The following is a 19,499-nucleotide window of genomic DNA, read 5'->3' as shown; positions in this document are numbered from 1 at the left end:
GGATCCCGGAGTCCGGGAGAGATCGCCTATCGGGGGATCGGCGATCCCTGGCTCGGTATCCGTCCGGAGAGGACAGTGGAGACATGGACCGCGACGATCTTGCCGACTTCCTGCGCCGCCGCCGCGAGCAGTTGCAGCCGGCGGACGTCGGCCTGCTCCCCGGCCTGCGCCGGCGCACCCCGGGGCTGCGCCGGGACGAGGTCGCGCTGCTCGCGGGCATGTCGACCGACTACTACACCCGCCTGGAGCAGGCCCGCGGCCCGCGCCCGTCGGTGCAGGTGCTGACCTCGCTCGCGCGCGCCCTGCGCTTCACCGACGACGAGCGCGACCATCTGTTCCACCTGTGCGGGCATCCCGCGCCCGATCGCCGCGGCGGCGACGGGCACGTCGGGCCGGGCCTGCTCTACCTCCTCGACAAGCTCGACGACACCCCGGCCTGCGTGGTGTCGGATCTCGGCGAGATCCTGGTGCAGAACCGCATGCACATCGCCACGGTGGGCGACTGCACGAGCTTCACCGGGATGGATCGCTACCTGCTGTGGCGGTGCTTCACCCACCCGCGGGACCGGAGGCGGTTCCCCGCGGAGGACTGGGATCGCATGTCCCGCAAGCACGTCGCCGACCTCCGAGCCACCGCCGCCCGCCGCGCGGGCGACCCCGACGTCGCCGAACTGGTCTCCCGCCTGCGCGCCGCCAGCCCCGAATTCGAGCGCCTGTGGACCGAACACGAAGTGGCCGTACGCGTCAGCGACGCCAAACGCATCGACCACCCCCAGGTCGGCTCCCTGGACCTGGTCTGCGAAACCCTGGTAACCCCGAACGCCTCCCAGTACCTCCTGATGTACTACCCCCGCCCCGGCACCGACGCCCAGGAGAAACTGAACCTCCTGCGAGTAATCGGCACCCAATCCATGGACGCCGAAACCTCCTCGGACGCAGCGACTCTCGACAGCCCCTAGAGCGCCGACTCTGTCATTCCAGCGTGCGCACCACCCATTTCCCGGCGTGCGCTCTACTCATTTCCCGGCATGCACACGACTCATTTCCCGGCACGCTTTTGGCCGGGATCCCTTGCCGCCGCAGTGGATTCCGGCCAAAAGCGTGCCGGAAAAAAGGGGGCGGCCCGGGCGCGCCGAAAATAGGCTCTGCGGAAGCGTGCCGGGCCGGGGTGCCGGGCTGATCAGCTGCCGAGGCGGCGCTTGCGGGGCTTCAGGCGGAGGTTGGGGAGGGGTGGGGCGGGGATGCGCTGGTCGGGGGTGTGGCCTGCGATATCGGGGAAGCGGGTGAGATCGTGGTTCTCCCAGTCGTTTCGGGCCGCGAGGATCTCGTCGTGGCTGCGGCCGACGAAGTTCCACCACATCACCAGGTCTTCGCCGAACGGCTCGCCGCCGATCAGCACCGCGTGCGCCCTGGACGCGCTGGTGAGGCGCAGCTCGTCGCGGCCGCTGCCCAGATACAGCAGGGGGCCGGGGCGTGTGGTGTTGCCCGCGGCGTCGACCTCGCCCTCGATCACCAGCAGGGCGTGCTCGAATTCGGTTCGCAGCGGGAGGATTACGTCGGCGCCCGGATCGATGCGCAGGTCCGCTCCCACGATCGGGGTGTAGGTGACGGCCGGCGAGGTCGCCGTGCCCAGCGAGCCCAGCAGCACCGTGGCGCGCAGGCCCGGCAGCTCCAGCACCGGCAGGTCGCGATGCTGTTCGAAGTGCGGGTCTATCTCGGTCCGGTTGCCGGGCAACGCGATCCAGAATTGCAGGCCGTGGCCCGCGGGCGCGCCCGGCACCGTGTACTCGGAATGGTCGATGCCGCGCCCGGAGGTCATCAGATTCAGCTGGCCGGGTGCGATCTCCACATCGGAGCCCAGGCTGTCGCGATGGCGGATCCGGCCCTCGAACGGCCATGTGACCGTCTGCAATCCGATGTGCGGGTGCGGATCGATATCCGGCGGCAGCTCGGCGCTCGCGGCGGGGGAGCCGAAGTGGTCGAGAAAGCACCACGCCCCCACGGTGGGCAGGTCGCGCTGGGGAAGTACACGCTCCACCGTGACGCCCCGCACGCCGCCCAGCGGTACCACCCGCGCCGGGTAGGAATCGGCGCGCGGACCGGGTGCGGGAGATGCCTCGCACAGCGCTTCGTCCGGATGAACCTCCAGGTCGCTCACGGTGCCACGATACCGGGGCCTACCGCTGGATGCCCTTTCCGACCACGTGCTCGTCGAACTCCGGATGCTTGTCGAGCCAGCTCTTGATGAACGCGCAGCGGGGCACCACGGCGCGGCCACGCGCGATCACGTCCGTGATCGCGTCGCGGGCCAGGATGCTGCCCAGTCCCTTGCCGCCGAACGCGCTGTCGATTTCGGTGTGGATGAAGACGGTGTCGGTGTCGCGCTCCCGGTATTCGGCGAATCCGGCCAGCTTGTCCCCGTACCACACCTCGTAGCGATGCTGCGCGTCGTTGCGGACGACGGCCGTGGTCACGGCCTGCTCGGTCATTGCCTCAGTTCTCCTTCCGCGCCCGGCACCGGCTGCCCGCTACTCGCGCCGCGTCTCGATCCGGATGCGGGGCATCGGCGTCGGGAGATTGCATATCGGGGGAATCGTAACCGGGTGTTGCACGGTTCGCTCGAGTCGTGTGGCCGGTCAGCGGCCGGTCGACAGCCGCCTGTTGACCTGGCTCAGACCGTCGGCGATCGCGCTCAGCTGGTCCGGCGTCAGCACGTCGAAGAACAGCTCACGAACGGCGGCGACATGTCCCGGCGCGGCCCGCTCCAGCGCGCGCTGCCCGGCCTCGGTGAGCACGGCGTAGACCGCGCGCATATCGGTCGGGCACTGCCGCCGCCGGACCAGCCCGGACTGCTCGAGCCGATCGATCTGATAGGTGAGTTTGCTCCGCGAATCCACCAGGGCGGAGGCGAGTTCGCTCATCCGGAGTTCGCGGTCGGGGGCGTCCGCGAGCCGGACCAGGATCTCGTACTGCAGGTGCGACAGCCCGGCGTCGCGCTCGAGCTGCTGATCCAGCCGCCGGTTCAGCGATCCGGCGGCGGTGAGAAAGGCCATCCACGCCCGCCGCTCCTCCTCGTCGAGCCAGCGCGGATCAGCCATCATCCCAGGTTACCGGGATTCCTTCGAAGTGGAATAACCGTCGCCCGCCTGCTGTTCAAATTTGAACATGAACGGCAGTCACAGTGGCGGCAGCGTACGCACCCGCGTCCGGATACCGCTCACCTTCGGCGACGGTTACTCGACCACCGCCGAGGCGGTCACCTTCGCCGGGCTCGACGACGGCAGGGAACATCTCGCCCTGATTCTCGGCGAGCTGTCACTCGATCGCACGCCGCTGGTCCGGCTGCATTCGGAGTGCCTCACCGGCGACGTCTTCGGATCGGCCCGCTGCGACTGCGGACCGCAACTGCGCGAGGCGGTGGAGCGCATCGAGGGCGTCGGCGGGGTCCTGCTGTATCTGCGCCAGGAGGGCCGGGACATCGGCCTGTACAACAAGCTCGACGCCTACGCGCTCCAGGACGCGGGCCTCGACACCTACCAGGCCAATACCGCGCTGGGCCTGCCCGAGGACGGCCGCGACTACACCGCCGCCGCCCAGATGCTGACCGGCCTCGGCCTCGTCGAGGTGGATCTGCTGACCAACAATCCGGACAAGCCGCGCCAGCTGCGGGCGCTGGGCATCCGGGTGCGCGAGACGCTGCCGACGGGAGTGCACGCGACTCCCGACAACGTGCGGTACCTGCGCGCGAAGGCCGACCACACCGGGCACACCATCCGGTTGATCGGCTGACCGCACCCGCCGCCGGCAGGCGGCCGTCGTCGAGGAGGAATCGTGCCGCATACCGAGGCGGCGGGCCGGATGCCCGCCCTCTACGTCAGCCACGGCGCTCCGCCGCTGGCCGACGATCCGCTGTGGCCGGGCCAGCTCGCCGCATGGTCGGCCGAATTGCCCAGGCCCACGGCCGTTCTCGTGGTGTCGGCGCACTGGGAGGACGCGCCGGTCACGCTCGGCGCGACGACCACGGTGCCGCTGGTCTACGACTTCTGGGGATTCCCCGAGCACTACTACCGCGTGCGCTACCCCGCGCCGGGCGCGCCGGATCTGGCCGCGAAGGTGCGCACACTGCTCGGTGATGCCGTGCACGAGGCGCCGGACCGGGGTCTCGATCACGGCGCCTACGTGCCGCTGGTCGAGATGTACCCGGGCGCGGACATTCCCGTGCTGCAACTGTCGATGCCCACGCTCGATCCGGTGGGCCTGTACGAACTGGGCCGCAGGCTGGCCCCGCTGCGGGACGAGGGCGTGCTGATCCTCGGCAGCGGCTTCTTCACCCACAACCTGCGGGAGATGACACCCGGCGCGGCCGTCGACGAGGCGCCGAACTGGTCGCGGGAGTTCGACGAGTGGGGACGCGAGGCGGTGGCCGCCGGTGACGTGGACGCGCTATTGAACTTCCGGCGCACCGCGCCCGCCGCGGACCGGGCGCATCCGCGCATCGAACATTTCGCGCCGCTGTTCGTCACGCTCGGCGCGGGCGAGGCGGACCTGTCGTCGCGCCGGACGGTGATCGACGGCTTCTGGTACGGGCTGGCGAAGCGGTCGATCCAGCTGGGCTGAGCGCCGCCGCGGCTCAGACGCCCTGGACGACCGGCTCGCTCGCGACGGTCATCTCGGTGACCCGGCCCTCGTACATCGTGATCTTGCGGTCCAGGACGGCCAGGGTCTGATTCAGCTCGTCGATGCGGTCCAGGACGTCGGCGCGGGTCTTGCGGAACATCTGCAACCGCTGCGGCGTGGTCGCGTCCCCGGCCCGCACCAGCTCGGCGTAGTGCAGCATGTCGGCGACCGACATGCCGGTCAGGCGCAGGCAGCTGATCAGGTGTAGCCAGCCCAGGTCGCGGTCGCTGAACCGGCGCTTGCCGCCGGAATCGCGGCCGACGTAGTCCATCAACCCGATCCGCTCGTACCAGCGCAGCGTGTCGCGGCTCAGCCCCGATCGCTCGGCGGCCTCGCCGATCGAATAGCGCGGCCGCTCGTACTCGATCGGGTCGATGTCCTGCTGTACGGGAGCACCCATCGGTATCGCCTCCTGTTGATCCCCTATGACGGTACCGACCTGGAGTGCACTCCAAGCAAGTGCTGTGTCAGTTCCGCGCGGGCAGCTCCTGGACGGCCCACTTGTTGCCGTCGGGGTCGGCGAAGTAGGTGAACAGGCCCCAGCCCTCGTCCTTCACCGGCGTGGCCTCGACGCCCGCGGCGACCAGCTGCCGGTAGGCGTCCTCGGCGCTGGGGACGACCATCTGCATGCCCACGACGCTGCCCGGCGCGGCCGGGGTGATGCCGCGGCCGATGCAGATCGAACAGCCCGAACCCGGGGGCGTGAGCTGGACGAAACGGATGTCCTCCGTGGGGCTTTGGTCGTGGTCGGCGTTGAAGCCGATACGGGTGTAGAACTCCTTGGCGCGGTCGACATCCGTGACCGGGATGGCGACGAGTTCGATTTTCCAGTCCATGGGTAGAGCCTCCCACCGAGCACCGACAGAAACGGGCGAACCGGCCTACCCTGAACGTATGGCCAAAGAGATCGACCGGATGAGGGCGCGTTCTGCCCTGGAGACGGTCAAGGAGAACCCGGTGATCGCCGCGATCGCCGCGGTACCGGTGCTCATCGTGCTGGGCGTGGTGTGGGCGCTGACCAACTGGTTCGTCGCGCTCGTGCTGCTCGTCCTGTTCGGCGCCGTGATCGTGGTGCGGGGGAAGCTGCTGCGCTAGCGCGGCACGTGGAAGCGCACCAGCTCGCCCGTGCCCGGATCGGCCCGCACCCACGGCCGATCGAACTCCAGGACGGCCAGCGCCGAGGTCGGGAACTTCCGGCTCAGTTCGGTGGCCGGCGCCGAGTCGCGGTTGGCCGCCAGTTCCCAGGCCGTCCACGGCATTCCGGGGGCGTGGCCGATCACCAGCAGGGTCTGCACGTCGTCGTCCACGAGTTGCACGAGGTCGATCAGTGCGTGCGGGGGCGCGTCGTAGATCGAGCGCTCGTACTCCACCGGCGCCGTGATACCGGTGGCGGCCAGCGTCTCGCGGGTGCGCACCGAATCCGAGCATCGCACCGCGTCGATCGGTGGCTGCGTATCGCGTAGCCAGTCTCCGGCCAGGCCCGCCTCGCGCCGGCCGCGCGGAGCCAGGGGTCGCTCATGGTCGTCGACGCCCGGCGGATAGCTCGATTTACCGTGCCGCATGAGGATGAGAGTCCGCACCATAGGCCTACCGTAGGCCGCAACCCGGCTAGTGGTGTGTTGCACGACACCCTCCTGAGCGGAGATGCAGCTCACTCTCGAGGCACACTGATGGGTGGTGTCACATCATCGGCTCGTGGCCGACACGTGTGACACGGCCCCCGTTCTACCCCGGGCGGGGGAAGACCATGGATGTTTCGAGGATCTGCGAGATATGGCCTATGTGATCACGCAGCGTTGTTGCAACGACGCCAGCTGCGTACCCGAGTGCCCGGTCGATTGCATTCGTCCCACTCCGGAGCAACCCGAGTTCGCGACGACCGAGCAGCTCTACATCGACCCCGATACCTGCATCGACTGCGGGGCGTGCGTGGATGCCTGCCCGGTGGAGGCCATCTTCTCCGAGGACGATCTGACGGCCTCGCTGGCCCGGTTCCGCGATATCAACGCCACGTACTTCGAGCGGCACCCGCTCGAGTCGAACTTCGACCCGCTGGTGACGCCCGTGCGTCCGCCGAAGGACCTCGGCACCCTGCGCGTGGCGATCGTCGGCGCGGGCCCCGCGGCCTGCTACTCGGCCGACGAGCTGTTGCGCCGGGCCGACGTCGAGGTGGAGATGTTCGACCGGCTGCCGACGCCCTGGGGGCTCGTGCGCGCCGGCGTGGCGCCCGACCATCCCGGCACCAAGACGGTGTCGGGCATGTTCGAGAGCGCGTTCCGCCGCGAGACCCTGCAATACCACCTGAATGTCGAGGTGGGCGAGCACATCTCGCACGACGAACTGCTGGCCCACCACCACGCGGTGATCTACGCCGTCGGCGCCTCCACCGACCGGCAGCTGAACGTGCCCGGTGAGGATCTGCCCGGCAGCCACTCCGCGACCGAGTTCGTGGCCTGGTACAACGGCCATCCCGACTACGCGGACCGCACCTTCGACCTGTCGGGCGAGCGTGCGGTCATCGTCGGCAACGGCAACGTGGCCCTGGACGTGGCGCGGGTGCTGACCCTGGATCCGGACGATCTGGCCAAGACCGATATCGCCGACCACGCCCTGGACGCGTTGCGCGCCAGCAATATTCGCGAGGTCGTGGTGCTGGGCCGTCGCGGTCCGCTGCAGGCGGCCTACACCTCGCCGGAATTCCTGGCGCTCGGGTATCTGAAGGGGATCGATGTGATCATCGATCCGGCCGAGCTGGAACTGGATCCGGAAAGCCGTGCGCTGCTGGACGATCCGGATATCGAGCCGTCGCTGCGGCTGAAATACGAACTCGCGCAGGAGTACGCGGCCAAGACGCCGAATCCGGAGAACAAGCGCATCGTATTCCGGTACCTCGCCTCGCCCACGGCCGTCACGGGTTCCGAGCACGTCGAGGGCGTGGAGTTCGTGCACAACGAGCTGTACTCGGACAACGGCCGCCTGGCCGCCCGCGCCACCGACCGGACGGAATCGGTGCCGGCCTCGCTGGTGCTGCGGTCCATCGGCTACCGCGGTGAGCCGGTCGCCGATCTGCCCTTCGACGATGCCGCCGGGGTGGTCCCGAACGAGCACGGCCGGGTGGTCGCCGACGCGGCCCACGTCCCCGGCGTGTACGTCTCGGGCTGGATCAAGCGCGGCCCGCGCGGAGTCATCGGCTCCAACCGGATCGATGCCCAGGAGACCGTCGAGCGCCTGATCGACGACTTCATCGCCGGGAAACTGGCCGCCCCCGAGGGCGACCGAGCCGCCCTCAAGGCCCTCCTGGCCGAACGCCAGCCCGACCTGGTCGGCCGCGAGGGCTGGAAGGCCATCGACACCGCCGAACGCTCGGCCGGCAAGTCCGGCGGCCGCCCCCGAGTAAAACTCACCACCCGCGAGGACCTACTCAAGGCCGCCCGGGGCTAGCACCCCCGAAGCCGCCCGGGGAGTACCTCCGAAGGCCGTACGGGGGGAGCGCCTCTGAAGGTCGTACGGGGGAGCGCCTCCGAAGGCCGCACAGGGGTAGCACCTCCGAAAGGCCGCAAGGCCCAACCCTTTCCCTGTGTCGGCCGCCTATTTCCTTTCCCTGCCTCGGCCGCCTCGCGGCCGGGGCAGGGATCAGGCAGTCAACGGCCCAACGCGCACGACCGTCGTCGTAACCCCTCCGACCACGAACCACAGCCGCAACACCGGACTCCCCGTCCGGTCACCCGGCTCGTAGCGGCTGCGCACGCTGATGTGCTGGCGCGACAGCACGGGCGCGTTGTACTCGATGACCGCCCGGTGCGGCCCGGCCACGAGCTTCGGGAAGTCGACCAGGAAGTGCTCGACCGCCTGCCAGTACACGGCGTTGTTGACGTGGTTGTACTCGTCGATATCCGTGGTGCGCACCGGAAACGGCAGGTCGGTATCCGATTCCGGCGGGGTGGCGTCGGTGAGCCACGGCCGCCAGCGCAGGCGGTGCTCACCGGTGGTGCGGGCCAGGTAGGCCATGCCCTCGTCGCTGATCCGGGTGGGCATATTGGTCGACTCGTTGATCTTGATCCAGAAGCCCTCGGTCTCGATCAGGCCGCCGTTGTCGCTGGTGATCTGCACCCGCATATTCGTCCAGCGGGTCGACAGCGCCGAGCACCAGCGCAGCAACCGGACGCGGTCGGGCCACACGATCGGCCGCACCACATCGATCACGGTGCGGCGCACGATCCAGCTCGGATCGGTGCGATGGAAGAAGCTCGCCTGCAAGTCCTCCCAGGCGATGTCCTGCAGATAGCGGGCCGCGGCATCCAGGCGCAGCCGGCTGTACGGATCTACGTCGCCAGCCCGCACGGGCCACGCCGAAGCGAAGCCCAAGCCCTCCTGGGGAAGCGGGGCGAGTGGCTGATCGAGTGACACTGGTGCTCCTCGCGCTGCACGGTGTGCCGCGTTCTCTTGCGTGCTGTCTGTGACATGACTTTACGGGTCTCATGTCACACCGCGACGCCGAGATGGTTCTACTCACACGTAACGGACGACCTGTCCGACCACACCGACCGACGTCGTGCGGCAGGTATGCCGGTCAGTAGCCGACGTATCCGCCACCCCCGCGCATCGCCGCGATGCCCGGGACGCTACTGAGGGAGCCGTACCGGTCGATGGAGTAGCGGGAGGCGGCGATGATGTTGTCCACAGGGTTCCAGATATCGTCGTGACCGGCGACTTTGTAGCTGTTGAAGGTGCTGTCGATGGTTTGCATGAGGCCCTTGGACGGGTGGCCCGCGGCGGCGTTGCTGTCCCAGTTGTTGATCGCGTGCGGGTTGCCGCCGGACTCGTGCTCGATGATGGCCGCGATGATCGCGGCGTCGGAGTCCTTGACGTCGTAGCCCTGTTCGCGCAGGACCCGGATGGCCTCCTTGATCCACTCCGCCTGGGTGCCGGTGGGCATCGGGCCGACCGGTCCGCCCGAGGATCCACCCGACATCGAGGTCCCGCTGTGCGAACTGCCGGAGTAGCTGGTGCCACCGCCGTGCGAGTTGCTCACCGGCTGGTAGGCGGGGCTGCCCGAGTGCGGCCGCGGCGTGTCCGCGGCGGGCGGGGCGGAGACCGCGGCGGGAGCGACGGGTGCGGGTGCGGGCGTGACGCCGCCGGCGCCGGTCACCGGGTCGCCGAGCCCGGCGTAGGCCTGATCCACCTTCCCCTTCGCGGTGTTCACCGCCAGTACCGCCGCCTCGGCCACGATTTCGGCCTGTTTGAGGGCGTTGGTGATCTCGCTCTGGTGAATGCCCGCCTTCACGTCCTCGTCGAGCTTGTTCTTGTCCTTCTCGTCCTGTCGCAGGCCGGATTGATTGTCCCAGTAGGCTTTTCGGGCGTTCGCCGTCACCACGCCGTTGTCCGCGACCTCGAAGCCGTCGGGCGGCGGGGTCTCGGCGGGATGCAGGGCCCGGTCGCGGGCATCGGTGACGGCCTTCTTGGCGTTGTTCAGGTTCTCGACCTGCTGGCTCAGGGCTGTCTGCAGTTCGAGCAGGGCCTGGCTGACCGCGGAGGCGCGTGACTTCTCGGTATTCATCCGGTCGTTGGCGGCGCCCGCGGCGGCCCCGTCCCACTTGTTCTCGTCGCCGAGTTGCTGGGTCTTGGTGACGCCGTCGAGGATCGCCTGATCGAGGTCGGTGCTCAGCTTGCCGACGGCGGTGGACGAGGTGGTCAGCTGATCGGGCTGCCAGCTCGCGACATCGGGGATCGACAGTGTCATGACCGGAGTCCGATCTTCGCCAGCTTGTCGCGGAGTTCCTGATCGGTGAGTTCGAGCGCCTTGCCGGCGTTCTGCACGCTGTCGGCGACCTTCGTGAGGCGGTCGCCGATGCGGTGGAGCGCGTTGTCGACGCTGTCCTTGGCCTGACCGCAGGTGGCGCTCCACTGGGTGCCGGGTAGCGCACCGGCGGCGTCGGCGAGGCCGGACTGCAGGCTGCCGATACTCGTCGCCTCACCACGCAGGTTGTTCGCGAACGTTTGTAGCGCACCGACATCCACGCGCATCGCGGGCGCCTGCGGATCGTTCGGTCCGGCCATGAGTCCCCCTCACCAGCTCAGCTCAGCGGCCCTGAGCTTAGCAAAGACCGGTCCCGTGGACAGGCACATGCGAAGACCGGTTAACTTGTTGGCGAGAGCCCCGACAGGAAGGTCGATTCATGCGTGCAGCCCAGGTGAGCAAGCTCGAGGGGCCGGAAGCCATCGAGGTCGTGGAGATCCCGGAACCGGTGTCCTATCCGGGCGGCGTGGTCATCGATGTCCACGCGGCAGGGGTGGCGTTCCCCGACGTGCTGATGACGCGCGGGCAGTACCAGATGAAGCCCGATGTGCCGTTCGTCGTGGGCGGCGAGGTCGCCGGCGTGGTGCGGTCGGCGCCCGAGGACGCGCACGTGCGGCCCGGTGATCGCGTCATCGCGCTGACGATGCTGGGCAATGCCGTAGCCGAGGTGGCGGTGACGACTCCGCAGATGGTGTTCAAACTCCCGGACAACATCTCGCTCGAGGCCGGGGCCGGAATCGTGTTCAACGATCTGACCGTGCACTTCTGCCTGCGCAACCGGGGCCGCCTGGCCGAGGGCGAAACGGTGCTGGTGCACGGCGCGGCCGGCGGCGTCGGGACCTCGACGCTGCGGATGGCGCGGGCGCTGGGCGCGGGCCGGGTGATCGCGGTGGTGAGCACCGAGGAGAAGGCGGAGGTCGCGCGGGCCAACGGCGCCACCGACGTGGTCCTCACCGAGGGCTGGCTGGCCGCGGTCAAGGAGCTGACCGAGGGCCGCGGGGTCGACATCGTGCTCGATCCGGTCGGCGGCGACCGCTTCACCGACAGCATCCGTTCGCTCGCGCCGGCGGGCCGCCTGCTGGTGGTCGGCTTCACCGCGGGCGAGATCCCGACGGTGAAGGTGAACCGGCTGCTGCTGCGCAATGTCGAGGTGGTCGGCGCGGCCTGGGGCGAATGGGTCCTGACCCACCCCGGCTACCTGCAGGAACAGTGGGCCGAGGTGGAACCGCTGCTCGCCTCGGGCAAGATCGCCCCGCCGCGGCCGGAGATCTACCCCCTCGAGCAGACCGCCGCCGCGGTGTCCTCCCTGGACAACCGCACGGCGAAGGGCAAGGTCGTCGTCGCCGTTCGGTGAGTGCGGTGGTGTAGGGATCCCGGCCAAGAGCATGCCGGGAAATGTGGTTGGGCCCGCCGGTGAGTACGTGGTTGGGTCGCCGGTGAGTAGATGGGCGGCGAAAACTGTTACGTAGCTGTCGGACCGCCGACCTATGCTGCGAGGCATGTTGACGCCGCCCGATTTGCCCGAGGACGCGTTGGTTGCTGTGCTGGGCGCGCAGTGGGCGATCGAGGTGGCGGCGCTGGAGTACGTGCCGCTGGGGTTCGGCAGCCATCACTGGCGGGTTGCCGGGCCGGACGGTCAACGCTGGTTCGTGACGGTGGACGAAACCGGGGATCCGGCGCAGGAATTCGAGCGTTTGCGAGCGGCGCTGGGGACCGCCCGGGGTCTGCGGGACGCGGGGCTGGATTTCGTGGTCGCGCCGATTCGGGGTATCGATGGCGAGGTGATCGCCTGTGCCGGAGAGCGATTCGCGGTGGCCTGCTACCCGCTGCTCGAGGGACGCCAGTTCGACTGGGGTGAATTCCGCGACGAGGAGCATCGGCAGGCGGTCTTCGACATGATCGTCGCGGTCCACCGGGCACCCCCTCCGGACGCGGCGCTCACCGACGACTTCGGCATCGCCTACCGCGACGAGTTCGCCTGCGCCCCGAGGGCGGACGCCGGACCGTACGCCGCGGCGACGGCCGACCTGCTGGCGGACAACGAGCAGGCGATCCAGGCGGCGTGGGCGCGCTACGACGACCTGGTCGCCGCGGCCCGCAGGAGTCGTCCACGCCTCGTCGTCACCCACGGCGAACCTCACGCGGGCAACACCGTGCGGACGGCCGGGGGATGGCGGCTCATCGATTGGGACACAGCACGTCTCGCCCCGCCGGAACGTGATCTGTGGGACCTCGATCCGGGCGACGGATCGCTCTGGCGCGCCTACGCGGCGGCCACCGGCGTGACCCCCGACCCCGCTCTGATCGAGTTGTACCGCAGGCGCTGGGATCTCACCGACGCCGCCGAGTACGTCCACCGCTTCCGCCGCCCGCACACCGGCTCCGCCGACGACACCGAATCCTGGAACGGCCTGTGCGAGGTCGTCTCCCGCATGGCCACCACCGCGCCGCTCTCCGAAAGGCCGTCATGACAGCCGATGTCGTCTCGAATCGAACGCTGAACCGGACGCTGCTGGCCCGTCAGCACCTGCTGGAACGGTCGGCGCTGACGGTGCCGCGGATGTGCGAGTACCTGGTCGGCCTGCAGGCCCAGGATGTACCGCCGCCGTTCATCGGATTGTGGAGCCGGATAGCGGATTTCGACCACGACGCGGTGTCCTCCGGTCTGCTGGACCGGTCGCTGGTGCGAATCACGCTGATGCGCGGCACGATTCACCTCGTGACGGCCGCCGACGCCGTGCGCATCGCCCCGCACATCCAGCCCGAACTCGAGAAGGCGCCCTTCCGTAAGGGTTTCAACTACGGCGCGATGGTCGGCCTCGACCCCGAGACGGTGCGCCGCAGCGGGGAGAAGGCGCTGGGCGACGAGCCGATGTCGGCGGCGGACCTGAGAATCCGTGCGGCCGAGGAGTTCCCCGACCGCGATCCGGGCGCGGTGACGCAGACCTGGCTGTACCAGCTGCCCGTCCTCCAGACGCCGCCGCGCGGCCTGTGGAAGAACAACAGCCGCCCGGTCTGGTCCCGCATCGAACCCTGGCTGGGCACGCCGCTCGATCCCGGATATCCGCTGGAAGAGTTGGTCATTCGCTATCTGCGCGCCTTCGGCCCGGCCGCCACCATGGACGTGCAGACCTGGTCCAGACTGCTGGGCATCAAGGAGGCGGTCGACCGGCTCGGCGATCGCGTCCGCACCTACACCGACGAGCGCGGTCGCACCCTCTACGACGCCGCCGACGCCGAACTCACCGACCCCGACGTGCCCGCGCCCGTCCGCTTCCTCGGCTGGTACGACAATCTCTACCTGTCCCACCAGGACCGCGCCCGGATCATCCCGGACGGCGCCCCGGCGCCGCTGCAGCGCATGGCGACCCAGGTCTCGCCGGTCCTGGTCGACGGTTACCTCGCGGGCGTCTACAAGATCTTCACCGACCGCGAGCGAGCCCGGCTGCGCCTCGTGCCCCGCCGCGCGTGGACCGCGGCCGAGCGATCGGCGGTGGAGGCCGAGGGCGCTGCCCTGCTGGCCTTCCTGGAACCGGACCGCGCCCCGAGCGTCGAGATCCTCCCGGTCGACGCGGATCTCAAACCCTGACACGACCGGAACACGGCGTAACCGCGGCGAAATACGCCGTTATTAGGCTCTGCGCCACGTCGTTCATGGCTGAAACGGACGACAGGCACCGCTGATCCGGCGGGCGAACCAGCCGCGTTTCCGAGAGGAATGCCGCATGGTGCGCAACCGCCCGCAGTCCGTCGTCGTCTCCGACACCACCGTCTACGCCGCCACCGATACGGGTCCGCGCTGGCTGCCCGGCTGCGATGTCGTCGTCGAGGACGGCATCGTCACCGCTATCGGTCCCGGCGCGGGTTCCGGATCGCCACTGCCGATCGTCGACGGCCGCGGCGGCCACCTGCTGCCCGGCTTCGTGAATACCCATACCCACCTGCAACAGTCGATCCTGCGCGGCGCCGGTGAGGGGCTGCCGCTGCTGGACTGGCTGCGCTGCGTGGGCGAGCACACCGTGGCCGCCACGCCCGAACAGACCTATCTGGCCGCGCTCGCCGGCGGGCTGGAACTGCTGCGCGGCGGGGTCACCACGGTCGTGGAACACATGTGGCCGAACCCCTCCGAGGACGTGCACGAGGCGGCGCTGAGCGCGCTGGCCGAACTCGGTATCCGGGTGATCTTCGGGCGCGGCGTCGCCGATCGCGCCGACGCCACCCGGCGCTGGGGCCTCGATCCGCGTCTGATGCAGCCGCTGCCAACGGTTTTCGATCACATCGACGCGCTCGACCACCGCCTCGACGGGACGCGGATCACCACCGCCCTGGCCGTGCCGAATCCGCGCTGCCTGACGCCCGACGGCATGACGGCGGTCGCGGACTACGCCCGGCGCACCGGGAAGACGATCTCGATCCACCTGTCGGAGACCACGACCGACGACGACATGTGCCGGTTGCACACCGGCCGCCCGGCGGTCGACTACCTCGATCAGGGCGGCCTGCTCGGCCCGCGCACGCTAGCGGTGCACTGCTGCCACCTCGACGAGTACGCCCGCCACCTGCTCGCGGATCGGGACGTGGCGGTCTCCTACAACCCGCTGAGCAATATGCGTCTCGGCAGCGGCGTCGCGCCGGTGCCGCAGCTGCTGCGCGCGGGCGTGGACGTGGGTCTCGGCGTCGACGGCGCGGCGAGCAACGACACCCAGGACATGCTGCTCGCGCTGCGAATCGGCGCCTACCTGCAACGCGTCGCGCACACCAGCGCCGACGTGCTGGGGTTCGAGGACATGATGCGGATGGCGACCCGGGGCGCCGAGGTCGCGCTGGGCCGGCCCGAGGCGCCGACCGGGCTGGCGGACGGCGATCTCGGGGATCTGACGCTCATCCGCTTCGATCGCGACTTCGCCTGCCTGCCGGTGCGCGATCCCGGTGCGGTGCTGCTGACCGCCGCGTCCGCGCGGGTGGTGGACACAGTGTGGGTGGCCGGGGAGGCCGTGATCCGCGACGGGCGCAGTACCCGGATCTCCGAGGCGGATCTGGTCAAGCAACTGAGCAACATGCAATAGCTCGTAACTAATTGGAAATCTCCCTTCGACTGCATGTAATCACTCGGCGAGATACTGAGTTCAAGCCGACGTATGCACGTAAGTTGGCTCGAAAGTAGGTGAACGATGCTTCTGCACGACCCCCTCCACGCGACCCGGCCGGGCGATCCGGCGGCGGGCGCCGCCGTCTCCCTCTCGGGAGTCCACAAGCGCTTCCCGGATCGCGGCGGCGACGGCGTGACCGCGCTCTCCGGCATCGACCTCGATATCGGGACCGGTGAATTCGTCACCGTCGTCGGCCCGTCCGGATGCGGGAAGTCGACGCTGCTCCGGATGGCCGCCGGGCTGGACCGGCCGACCGCGGGAACCGTTGCGGTGCACGCGGAGTCGATCGGCTTCATCTTCCAGGAGGCGACCCTGCTGCCGTGGCGGAAGGTGCGCCGCAATGTGGAACTGTCCGCCGAACTGCGCGGCGTCGACCGGGCGACCCGGCGGGGCCGCGCCGATCGGGCGCTCGCCGCCGTCGGACTCGCCGATGTCGCGCACCGGCTGCCGAATCAGCTGTCCGGCGGGATGCGCATGCGGGTGTCGCTGGCCCGCGCGCTGGCGCTGGAACCCGATCTGATGCTGCTGGACGAGCCCTTCGGCGCCCTGGACGAGATGACCCGGCTCGAGATGCAGGAGGAACTGCTGCGCCTGTATCGGGACAACGCCTTCACCGCGCTGTTCATCACCCATTCGGTGTCCGAGGCGGTATTCCTCGGTGCGCGGGTGGTGGTCATGTCTGCCCGGCCGGGCCGCGTGCACGAGGTGATCGATATCGGCCTGCCCTACCCGCGCGATCGCTCGGTGCGATTCGATCCGGCCTTCACACACCAGGTTTCGCGCATCTCCGAATCGCTGCGGGAGGCGTGCTGATGGTAGGACTAGCCGCACCCGCGCGGGCGGGCCTCGTCCGCGCGGCCACCCGTCGCACCCCGCGACCGCGCTCGATGCTGACCGGTATCGGCGCGCCGGTGCTCTCTTTCGGGATCGTGCTCTCGCTGTGGTACCTGGTCTCGCTGGTGCTGCTGGCGCCGGATCGCCGCTTCCTGCTCCCGCCGCCGCATGTGGTGCTCACCGAATCGCTGATGAAACCGGCCAAGCTCGAGGTGATGCTGGAGGCGCTCACGGTCACCGCCCGGGTGGCCGTGACCGGGCTGGCCGTGTCGGTCGCGCTCGGCGTCGGCATCGGCGTCCTGATGAGCCAGGCCCGGGTGCTCGAACGCATCGTGTACCCGCAAACCGTTGTGCTGCAAGCTGTTCCGGTGCTGGCCGTGGTGCCGCTGATCGGTCTGTGGTTCGGCTACGGGATTACCGCGCGCACCATCGTCTGCGTACTCATCGCCGTGCATCCGATCATCGCGATGACGCTGTTCGGGATTCGCTCCGTCGACCCGAACCTGCGGGAGCTGTTCCTGCTCGGCCGCGCGAGCCGCGCGCGGCGGCTCGTCTCCCTGGAACTGCCGGCCGCCCTGCCGTCGATCCTGACCGGACTGCGCACCGCCGCGGGCCTGTCGGTGACCGGCGCCATCGTCGGCGACATGTTCTGCGCGCAGGGCCGTCCGGGCATCGGCACCCTGCTCAACACCTACCGGGCCCGGCTGCAATCGGAGGATCTGCTCGCCGCGCTGCTGCTGGCCGCCCTGTTCGGCGTCGCGGTCTTCGCGATCTTCACCCTGGCGCAACGCCTCACCGTCGGCCGCTGGCACGCCTCGGGCCGCTGACCCACCGTTCGGAGAACCTCATGTCATTCACACCGCGCCGCGCCGGCGTCGCCGCCCTGGCCGCCTTGGCCGCCGTCGCCCTCACCGCCTGCGGCGGATCCGATTCCGGCACGGCGCCGATCAGCCTGCCCGCCGCGCCGCCGGAGCAGCAGCTGTCCGGGATCTGCCCGGGAACCGTTGTGGCGCAGCTGCAATGGGAGCCCGAAACGGACGCGGGTCCGCTCTTCGGCCTGCTCGGCCCGGGATACCGGGTCGATGCCGAGCACAACAGCGTCACCGGGCCGCTGGTCGTCGACGGCAAGGACACGGGGGTGAAGCTGGAGATTCGCGCGGGTGGCGCGGCCATCGGATTCCAGACCGTGCCCTCGCAGATGTACGTCGATCCGAGTATCACCCTCGGGCTGGCCCACTCCGAGCAGGCGATCGCGGCCGCCGGGCAGCAGCCGATCGTCGCGGTGACCACGCTGCTCCGCTACAGCCCGCAGCTGCTCATGTGGGATCCGAAGACCCATCCCGACTGGCACGGCATCGCGGATATCGGCAGATCCGGTGCGCCGGTGGTGGTTTCGCAGGGCCAGCTGTATCCCGACTGGCTGGTGTCGCGCGGCCTGCTGAAGCCCGCGCAGATCGACGCGTCCTACGACAACTCGCCGTCGCGCTTCGTCTCCGATCCGTCCTTCGCGCAGCAGGGGTTCCTCAACTCCGAGCCGTACGTGTACGAGCACGAACTACGCGCCTGGGGCAAACCCGTTGCGTACCAGACGCTTCGGGACGTCGGCTACGAAGGCTACGCGCGCACGGTCAACGTTCGCGCCGACCGGCTGAACGAGCTGCGACCGTGCCTGCGGCGGCTGGTCCCGATGATCCAGCGCTCCACCGCGCAGTTCCGCGCCGATCCCGGCCGGGTGAACGACATCGTCACCGATGTGGTCGCGCAGAGCCCCAATTTCACTCCCTACAGCGCCGACCTGGCCGCCTACGCCTCGAAAGCGCTGATCGACGGCGGGCTGATCGGCAACGAGACCGACGGTGTGCTGGGCAGTTTCGATCCGGCGCGGGTGCAGCGGGTGATCGACGAGTTCGCCCCGATCCTGCGCCGCGGCGGCGCCACCGTGCCGGACGGGCTGCGCGCCGCCGACCTGGTGACCACCGAATTCCTCGATCCGACCGTCAACGTCGGCAGCTGATCCACCGAAGAAAGGACGATGATGACCGCCAGTTACGACCTGTCCGAGGTGTCCCGGGAACAACAGATGGGCGGGCTCGGCAGCGAGACCGACGATCGCGAGATCCGCGTGATCGATCTGACCGACTTCGACGCGCGCCGCGCCGAGATCACCGACGAACTGTGGACCGCCGCGACCGAGATCGGGTTCTTCCAGCTGTCGGGGCACGGTATCGCCCAGGAGACGATCGACGGCGTATTCGACCTCACCGCACGGTTTTTCGCGCTCCCGGACGCGGTGAAGGCGCACTATCCGCTGGTCAAGGCGAACAATGCCGGGTGGGAGAGTATGAGCCAGGTCCGCCCGTCCATCGGCGTGCCGGATCAGAAGGAGTCCTACCAGATCACTCGCCCGCATATGGCCGGGCTGTGGCCCAGCGAGAGCGAGCTGCCCGGATTCGTCTCGGCCGTACGGGATTTCGAGTCCCGGTGCTGGGCCGTCGCCATGCGGGTGCTGTCGTGTTTCGCCGACCGGCTCGGCCTGCCCCGCGACCATTTCACCACCGCCCATAACCCGGCGTCCGAGGAGTATCAGAGCACGCTGCGGCTGCTGCACTACTTCGCCGTTCCCGCGGAACTGCGCGGGGTGCCCGGCCGGTGGCGGGCCGGTGCGCACACCGACTTCGACTGTCTGACACTGCTTTTCCAGCGCGACGGTCAGGGCGGCCTGCAGGTGTGTCCGGGCAAGGAGATGCGGGACCAGCGCTGGACGCCCATCACGCCGTCCTCGGCGCTGATCACCTGCAATATCGGCGACATGCTGACCCGCTGGAGCGATGATCTGCTGCCGTCCAATTTCCACCGGGTCCGCGGTCCGGGGCCCGAGGAATACCAGGGTGACCGCTACAGCATTGCCTATTTCGCCCAGGCGGATCGGGACGCCGTGATCGCCGGGCCGCGCGGGACCTATCCGCCGGTGACGGCGGCCGACTTCCTCGCTCAGCGGGTGCGCGCCAACTACCGTCCCGAACAGTAGCGTTGTCGCCGAC

General features: G+C 69.3%; 22 protein-coding genes. 13 read left to right on the top strand and 9 right to left on the bottom strand.

Features of this window, described 5'->3' with window-relative positions:
- The first annotated feature begins 83 nt into the window (after positions 1-83).
- On the top strand, positions 84-959 hold the full coding sequence (locus ON41_RS28160) for a helix-turn-helix transcriptional regulator (protein WP_040750960.1): 876 nt from the start codon (positions 84-86) through the stop codon (positions 957-959).
- A gap of 221 nt (positions 960-1,180) precedes the next feature.
- Here the strand turns inward: ON41_RS28160 and ON41_RS28155 are convergent, their stop codons facing one another.
- The 3 genes from ON41_RS28155 to ON41_RS28145 all read right to left on the bottom strand — a co-directional run bounded on the left by ON41_RS28155 (position 1,181) and on the right by ON41_RS28145 (position 3,098).
- The gene (locus ON41_RS28155; RefSeq protein ID WP_040750958.1) at positions 1,181-2,158 is read right to left on the bottom strand and encodes a pirin family protein; all 978 of its coding nucleotides are present in this window, start codon (positions 2,156-2,158) and stop codon (positions 1,181-1,183) included.
- A gap of 19 nt (positions 2,159-2,177) precedes the next feature.
- Positions 2,178-2,489: a GNAT family N-acetyltransferase gene (locus tag ON41_RS28150; protein ID WP_040750956.1), complete on the bottom strand. Its 312-nt coding sequence runs from the start codon at positions 2,487-2,489 to the stop codon at positions 2,178-2,180.
- Positions 2,490-2,636: 147 nt separating this feature from the next.
- On the bottom strand, positions 2,637-3,098 hold the full coding sequence (locus ON41_RS28145; protein WP_040751108.1) for a MarR family winged helix-turn-helix transcriptional regulator: 462 nt from the start codon (positions 3,096-3,098) through the stop codon (positions 2,637-2,639).
- Positions 3,099-3,165: 67 nt separating this feature from the next.
- Between ON41_RS28145 and ON41_RS28140 the strand changes: the two genes are divergently transcribed.
- Both ON41_RS28140 and ON41_RS28135 read left to right on the top strand, forming a co-directional pair.
- Positions 3,166-3,789 carry a GTP cyclohydrolase II gene (locus ON41_RS28140; protein ID WP_040751107.1) on the top strand — a complete coding sequence of 208 codons (624 nt, stop codon included), beginning with the start codon at positions 3,166-3,168 and terminating at the stop codon, positions 3,787-3,789.
- Between the two features lie 69 nt (positions 3,790-3,858).
- On the top strand, positions 3,859-4,617 hold the full coding sequence (locus ON41_RS28135) for a dioxygenase family protein (RefSeq protein WP_040751106.1): 759 nt from the start codon (positions 3,859-3,861) through the stop codon (positions 4,615-4,617).
- A 13-nt stretch (positions 4,618-4,630) separates the two neighbouring features.
- On the opposite strand, the gene ON41_RS28130 is transcribed toward ON41_RS28135, so the two are convergent.
- Both ON41_RS28130 and ON41_RS28125 read right to left on the bottom strand, forming a co-directional pair.
- Positions 4,631-5,077: a MerR family transcriptional regulator gene (locus ON41_RS28130; RefSeq protein ID WP_051162666.1), complete on the bottom strand. Its 447-nt coding sequence runs from the start codon at positions 5,075-5,077 to the stop codon at positions 4,631-4,633.
- A gap of 67 nt (positions 5,078-5,144) precedes the next feature.
- A complete protein-coding gene (locus ON41_RS28125) occupies positions 5,145-5,513 on the bottom strand; it encodes a VOC family protein (protein WP_040750953.1) in 369 nt (122 codons plus the stop codon).
- A 58-nt stretch (positions 5,514-5,571) separates the two neighbouring features.
- Here ON41_RS28125 and ON41_RS28120 point away from each other — a divergent pair, with 58 nt between their 5' ends.
- Entirely contained in the window at positions 5,572-5,772 is a 201-nt protein-coding gene (locus ON41_RS28120; protein ID WP_040750951.1) for a hypothetical protein, read from the top strand.
- Here the strand turns inward: ON41_RS28120 and ON41_RS28115 are convergent.
- Positions 5,769-6,260, bottom strand: coding sequence for a SixA phosphatase family protein (locus tag ON41_RS28115; protein ID WP_040750949.1), 492 nt, complete (start codon positions 6,258-6,260; stop codon positions 5,769-5,771). The genes ON41_RS28120 and ON41_RS28115 overlap by 4 nt on opposite strands.
- Positions 6,261-6,450: 190 nt before the next feature.
- Here ON41_RS28115 and ON41_RS28110 point away from each other — a divergent pair, with 190 nt between their 5' ends.
- Positions 6,451-8,118, top strand: coding sequence for an FAD-dependent oxidoreductase (locus ON41_RS28110; protein ID WP_040750948.1), 1,668 nt, complete (start codon positions 6,451-6,453; stop codon positions 8,116-8,118).
- A 192-nt stretch (positions 8,119-8,310) separates the two neighbouring features.
- Here ON41_RS28110 and ON41_RS28105 read toward each other — a convergent pair whose 3' ends face one another.
- From ON41_RS28105 to ON41_RS28095, 3 genes are all read right to left on the bottom strand, one after another.
- Positions 8,311-9,084, bottom strand: coding sequence for an acyl-[acyl-carrier-protein] thioesterase (locus ON41_RS28105; protein ID WP_040750945.1), 774 nt, complete (start codon positions 9,082-9,084; stop codon positions 8,311-8,313).
- A gap of 163 nt (positions 9,085-9,247) precedes the next feature.
- Positions 9,248-10,417, bottom strand: coding sequence for a lytic transglycosylase domain-containing protein (locus ON41_RS28100; protein ID WP_040750944.1), 1,170 nt, complete (start codon positions 10,415-10,417; stop codon positions 9,248-9,250).
- Positions 10,414-10,734 (bottom strand): WXG100 family type VII secretion target, encoded by a 321-nt coding sequence (locus ON41_RS28095; RefSeq protein WP_040750942.1) that lies wholly within the window; start codon positions 10,732-10,734, stop codon positions 10,414-10,416. Before ON41_RS28095 ends, ON41_RS28100 begins: the two co-directional genes overlap by 4 nt.
- A 119-nt stretch (positions 10,735-10,853) precedes the next feature.
- Here ON41_RS28095 and ON41_RS28090 point away from each other — a divergent pair, with 119 nt between their 5' ends.
- From ON41_RS28090 to ON41_RS28055, 8 genes are all read left to right on the top strand, one after another.
- Positions 10,854-11,828: an NADPH:quinone oxidoreductase family protein gene (locus ON41_RS28090; RefSeq protein ID WP_040750940.1), complete on the top strand. Its 975-nt coding sequence runs from the start codon at positions 10,854-10,856 to the stop codon at positions 11,826-11,828.
- A 145-nt stretch (positions 11,829-11,973) separates the two neighbouring features.
- Positions 11,974-12,945 (top strand): phosphotransferase enzyme family protein, encoded by a 972-nt coding sequence (locus ON41_RS28085; protein ID WP_157185649.1) that lies wholly within the window; start codon positions 11,974-11,976, stop codon positions 12,943-12,945.
- Complete coding sequence (locus ON41_RS28080) at positions 12,942-14,063, top strand: winged helix DNA-binding domain-containing protein (protein WP_040750938.1); 1,122 nt, start codon at positions 12,942-12,944, stop codon at positions 14,061-14,063. Before ON41_RS28085 ends, ON41_RS28080 begins: the two co-directional genes overlap by 4 nt.
- A 136-nt stretch (positions 14,064-14,199) precedes the next feature.
- Positions 14,200-15,540 carry an amidohydrolase family protein gene (locus ON41_RS28075; RefSeq protein ID WP_040750936.1) on the top strand — a complete coding sequence of 447 codons (1,341 nt, stop codon included), beginning with the start codon at positions 14,200-14,202 and terminating at the stop codon, positions 15,538-15,540.
- Positions 15,541-15,645: 105 nt separating this feature from the next.
- Positions 15,646-16,437, top strand: coding sequence for an ABC transporter ATP-binding protein (locus ON41_RS28070; protein WP_040750934.1), 792 nt, complete (start codon positions 15,646-15,648; stop codon positions 16,435-16,437).
- Positions 16,437-17,285, top strand: a complete 849-nt coding sequence (locus tag ON41_RS28065) for an ABC transporter permease (RefSeq protein WP_040751104.1) — start codon at positions 16,437-16,439, stop codon at positions 17,283-17,285. The genes ON41_RS28070 and ON41_RS28065 overlap by 1 nt, the downstream gene beginning before the upstream one ends.
- Positions 17,286-17,305: 20 nt before the next feature.
- Positions 17,306-18,472 (top strand): hypothetical protein, encoded by a 1,167-nt coding sequence (locus ON41_RS28060; RefSeq protein WP_040750932.1) that lies wholly within the window; start codon positions 17,306-17,308, stop codon positions 18,470-18,472.
- 21 nt (positions 18,473-18,493) lie between these two features.
- Entirely contained in the window at positions 18,494-19,486 is a 993-nt protein-coding gene (locus ON41_RS28055; protein ID WP_174411371.1) for an isopenicillin N synthase family dioxygenase, read from the top strand.
- The last annotated feature ends 13 nt before the right edge of the window (positions 19,487-19,499 follow it).

The organism is Nocardia transvalensis NBRC 15921 (assembly GCF_000308875.1).
GTDB lineage: Bacteria > Actinomycetota > Actinomycetes > Mycobacteriales > Mycobacteriaceae > Nocardia > Nocardia transvalensis.
The sequence above is the reverse complement of the archived record's forward strand: the minus strand, read 5'-3'. Positions and strand labels throughout refer to the sequence as shown.

Coding starts and splice junctions, on each gene's coding strand:
- ON41_RS28120 (WP_040750951.1), top strand. CDS start 5,572: ATGGCCAAAGAGATCGACCGGATGAGGGCGCGTTCTGCCCTGGAGACG.
- ON41_RS28070 (WP_040750934.1), top strand. CDS start 15,646: ATGCTTCTGCACGACCCCCTCCACGCGACCCGGCCGGGCGATCCGGCG.
- ON41_RS28145 (WP_040751108.1), bottom strand. CDS start 3,098: ATGGCTGATCCGCGCTGGCTCGACGAGGAGGAGCGGCGGGCGTGGATG.
- ON41_RS28060 (WP_040750932.1), top strand. CDS start 17,306: ATGTCATTCACACCGCGCCGCGCCGGCGTCGCCGCCCTGGCCGCCTTG.
- ON41_RS28080 (WP_040750938.1), top strand. CDS start 12,942: ATGACAGCCGATGTCGTCTCGAATCGAACGCTGAACCGGACGCTGCTG.
- ON41_RS28115 (WP_040750949.1), bottom strand. CDS start 6,260: ATGGTGCGGACTCTCATCCTCATGCGGCACGGTAAATCGAGCTATCCG.
- ON41_RS28140 (WP_040751107.1), top strand. CDS start 3,166: ATGAACGGCAGTCACAGTGGCGGCAGCGTACGCACCCGCGTCCGGATA.
- ON41_RS28160 (WP_040750960.1), top strand. CDS start 84: ATGGACCGCGACGATCTTGCCGACTTCCTGCGCCGCCGCCGCGAGCAG.
- ON41_RS28130 (WP_051162666.1), bottom strand. CDS start 5,077: ATGGGTGCTCCCGTACAGCAGGACATCGACCCGATCGAGTACGAGCGG.
- ON41_RS28110 (WP_040750948.1), top strand. CDS start 6,451: ATGGCCTATGTGATCACGCAGCGTTGTTGCAACGACGCCAGCTGCGTA.
- ON41_RS28075 (WP_040750936.1), top strand. CDS start 14,200: ATGGTGCGCAACCGCCCGCAGTCCGTCGTCGTCTCCGACACCACCGTC.
- ON41_RS28085 (WP_157185649.1), top strand. CDS start 11,974: ATGTTGACGCCGCCCGATTTGCCCGAGGACGCGTTGGTTGCTGTGCTG.
- ON41_RS28055 (WP_174411371.1), top strand. CDS start 18,494: ATGACCGCCAGTTACGACCTGTCCGAGGTGTCCCGGGAACAACAGATG.
- ON41_RS28090 (WP_040750940.1), top strand. CDS start 10,854: ATGCGTGCAGCCCAGGTGAGCAAGCTCGAGGGGCCGGAAGCCATCGAG.
- ON41_RS28150 (WP_040750956.1), bottom strand. CDS start 2,489: ATGACCGAGCAGGCCGTGACCACGGCCGTCGTCCGCAACGACGCGCAG.
- ON41_RS28095 (WP_040750942.1), bottom strand. CDS start 10,734: ATGGCCGGACCGAACGATCCGCAGGCGCCCGCGATGCGCGTGGATGTC.
- ON41_RS28065 (WP_040751104.1), top strand. CDS start 16,437: ATGGTAGGACTAGCCGCACCCGCGCGGGCGGGCCTCGTCCGCGCGGCC.
- ON41_RS28125 (WP_040750953.1), bottom strand. CDS start 5,513: ATGGACTGGAAAATCGAACTCGTCGCCATCCCGGTCACGGATGTCGAC.
- ON41_RS28100 (WP_040750944.1), bottom strand. CDS start 10,417: ATGACACTGTCGATCCCCGATGTCGCGAGCTGGCAGCCCGATCAGCTG.
- ON41_RS28135 (WP_040751106.1), top strand. CDS start 3,859: ATGCCCGCCCTCTACGTCAGCCACGGCGCTCCGCCGCTGGCCGACGAT.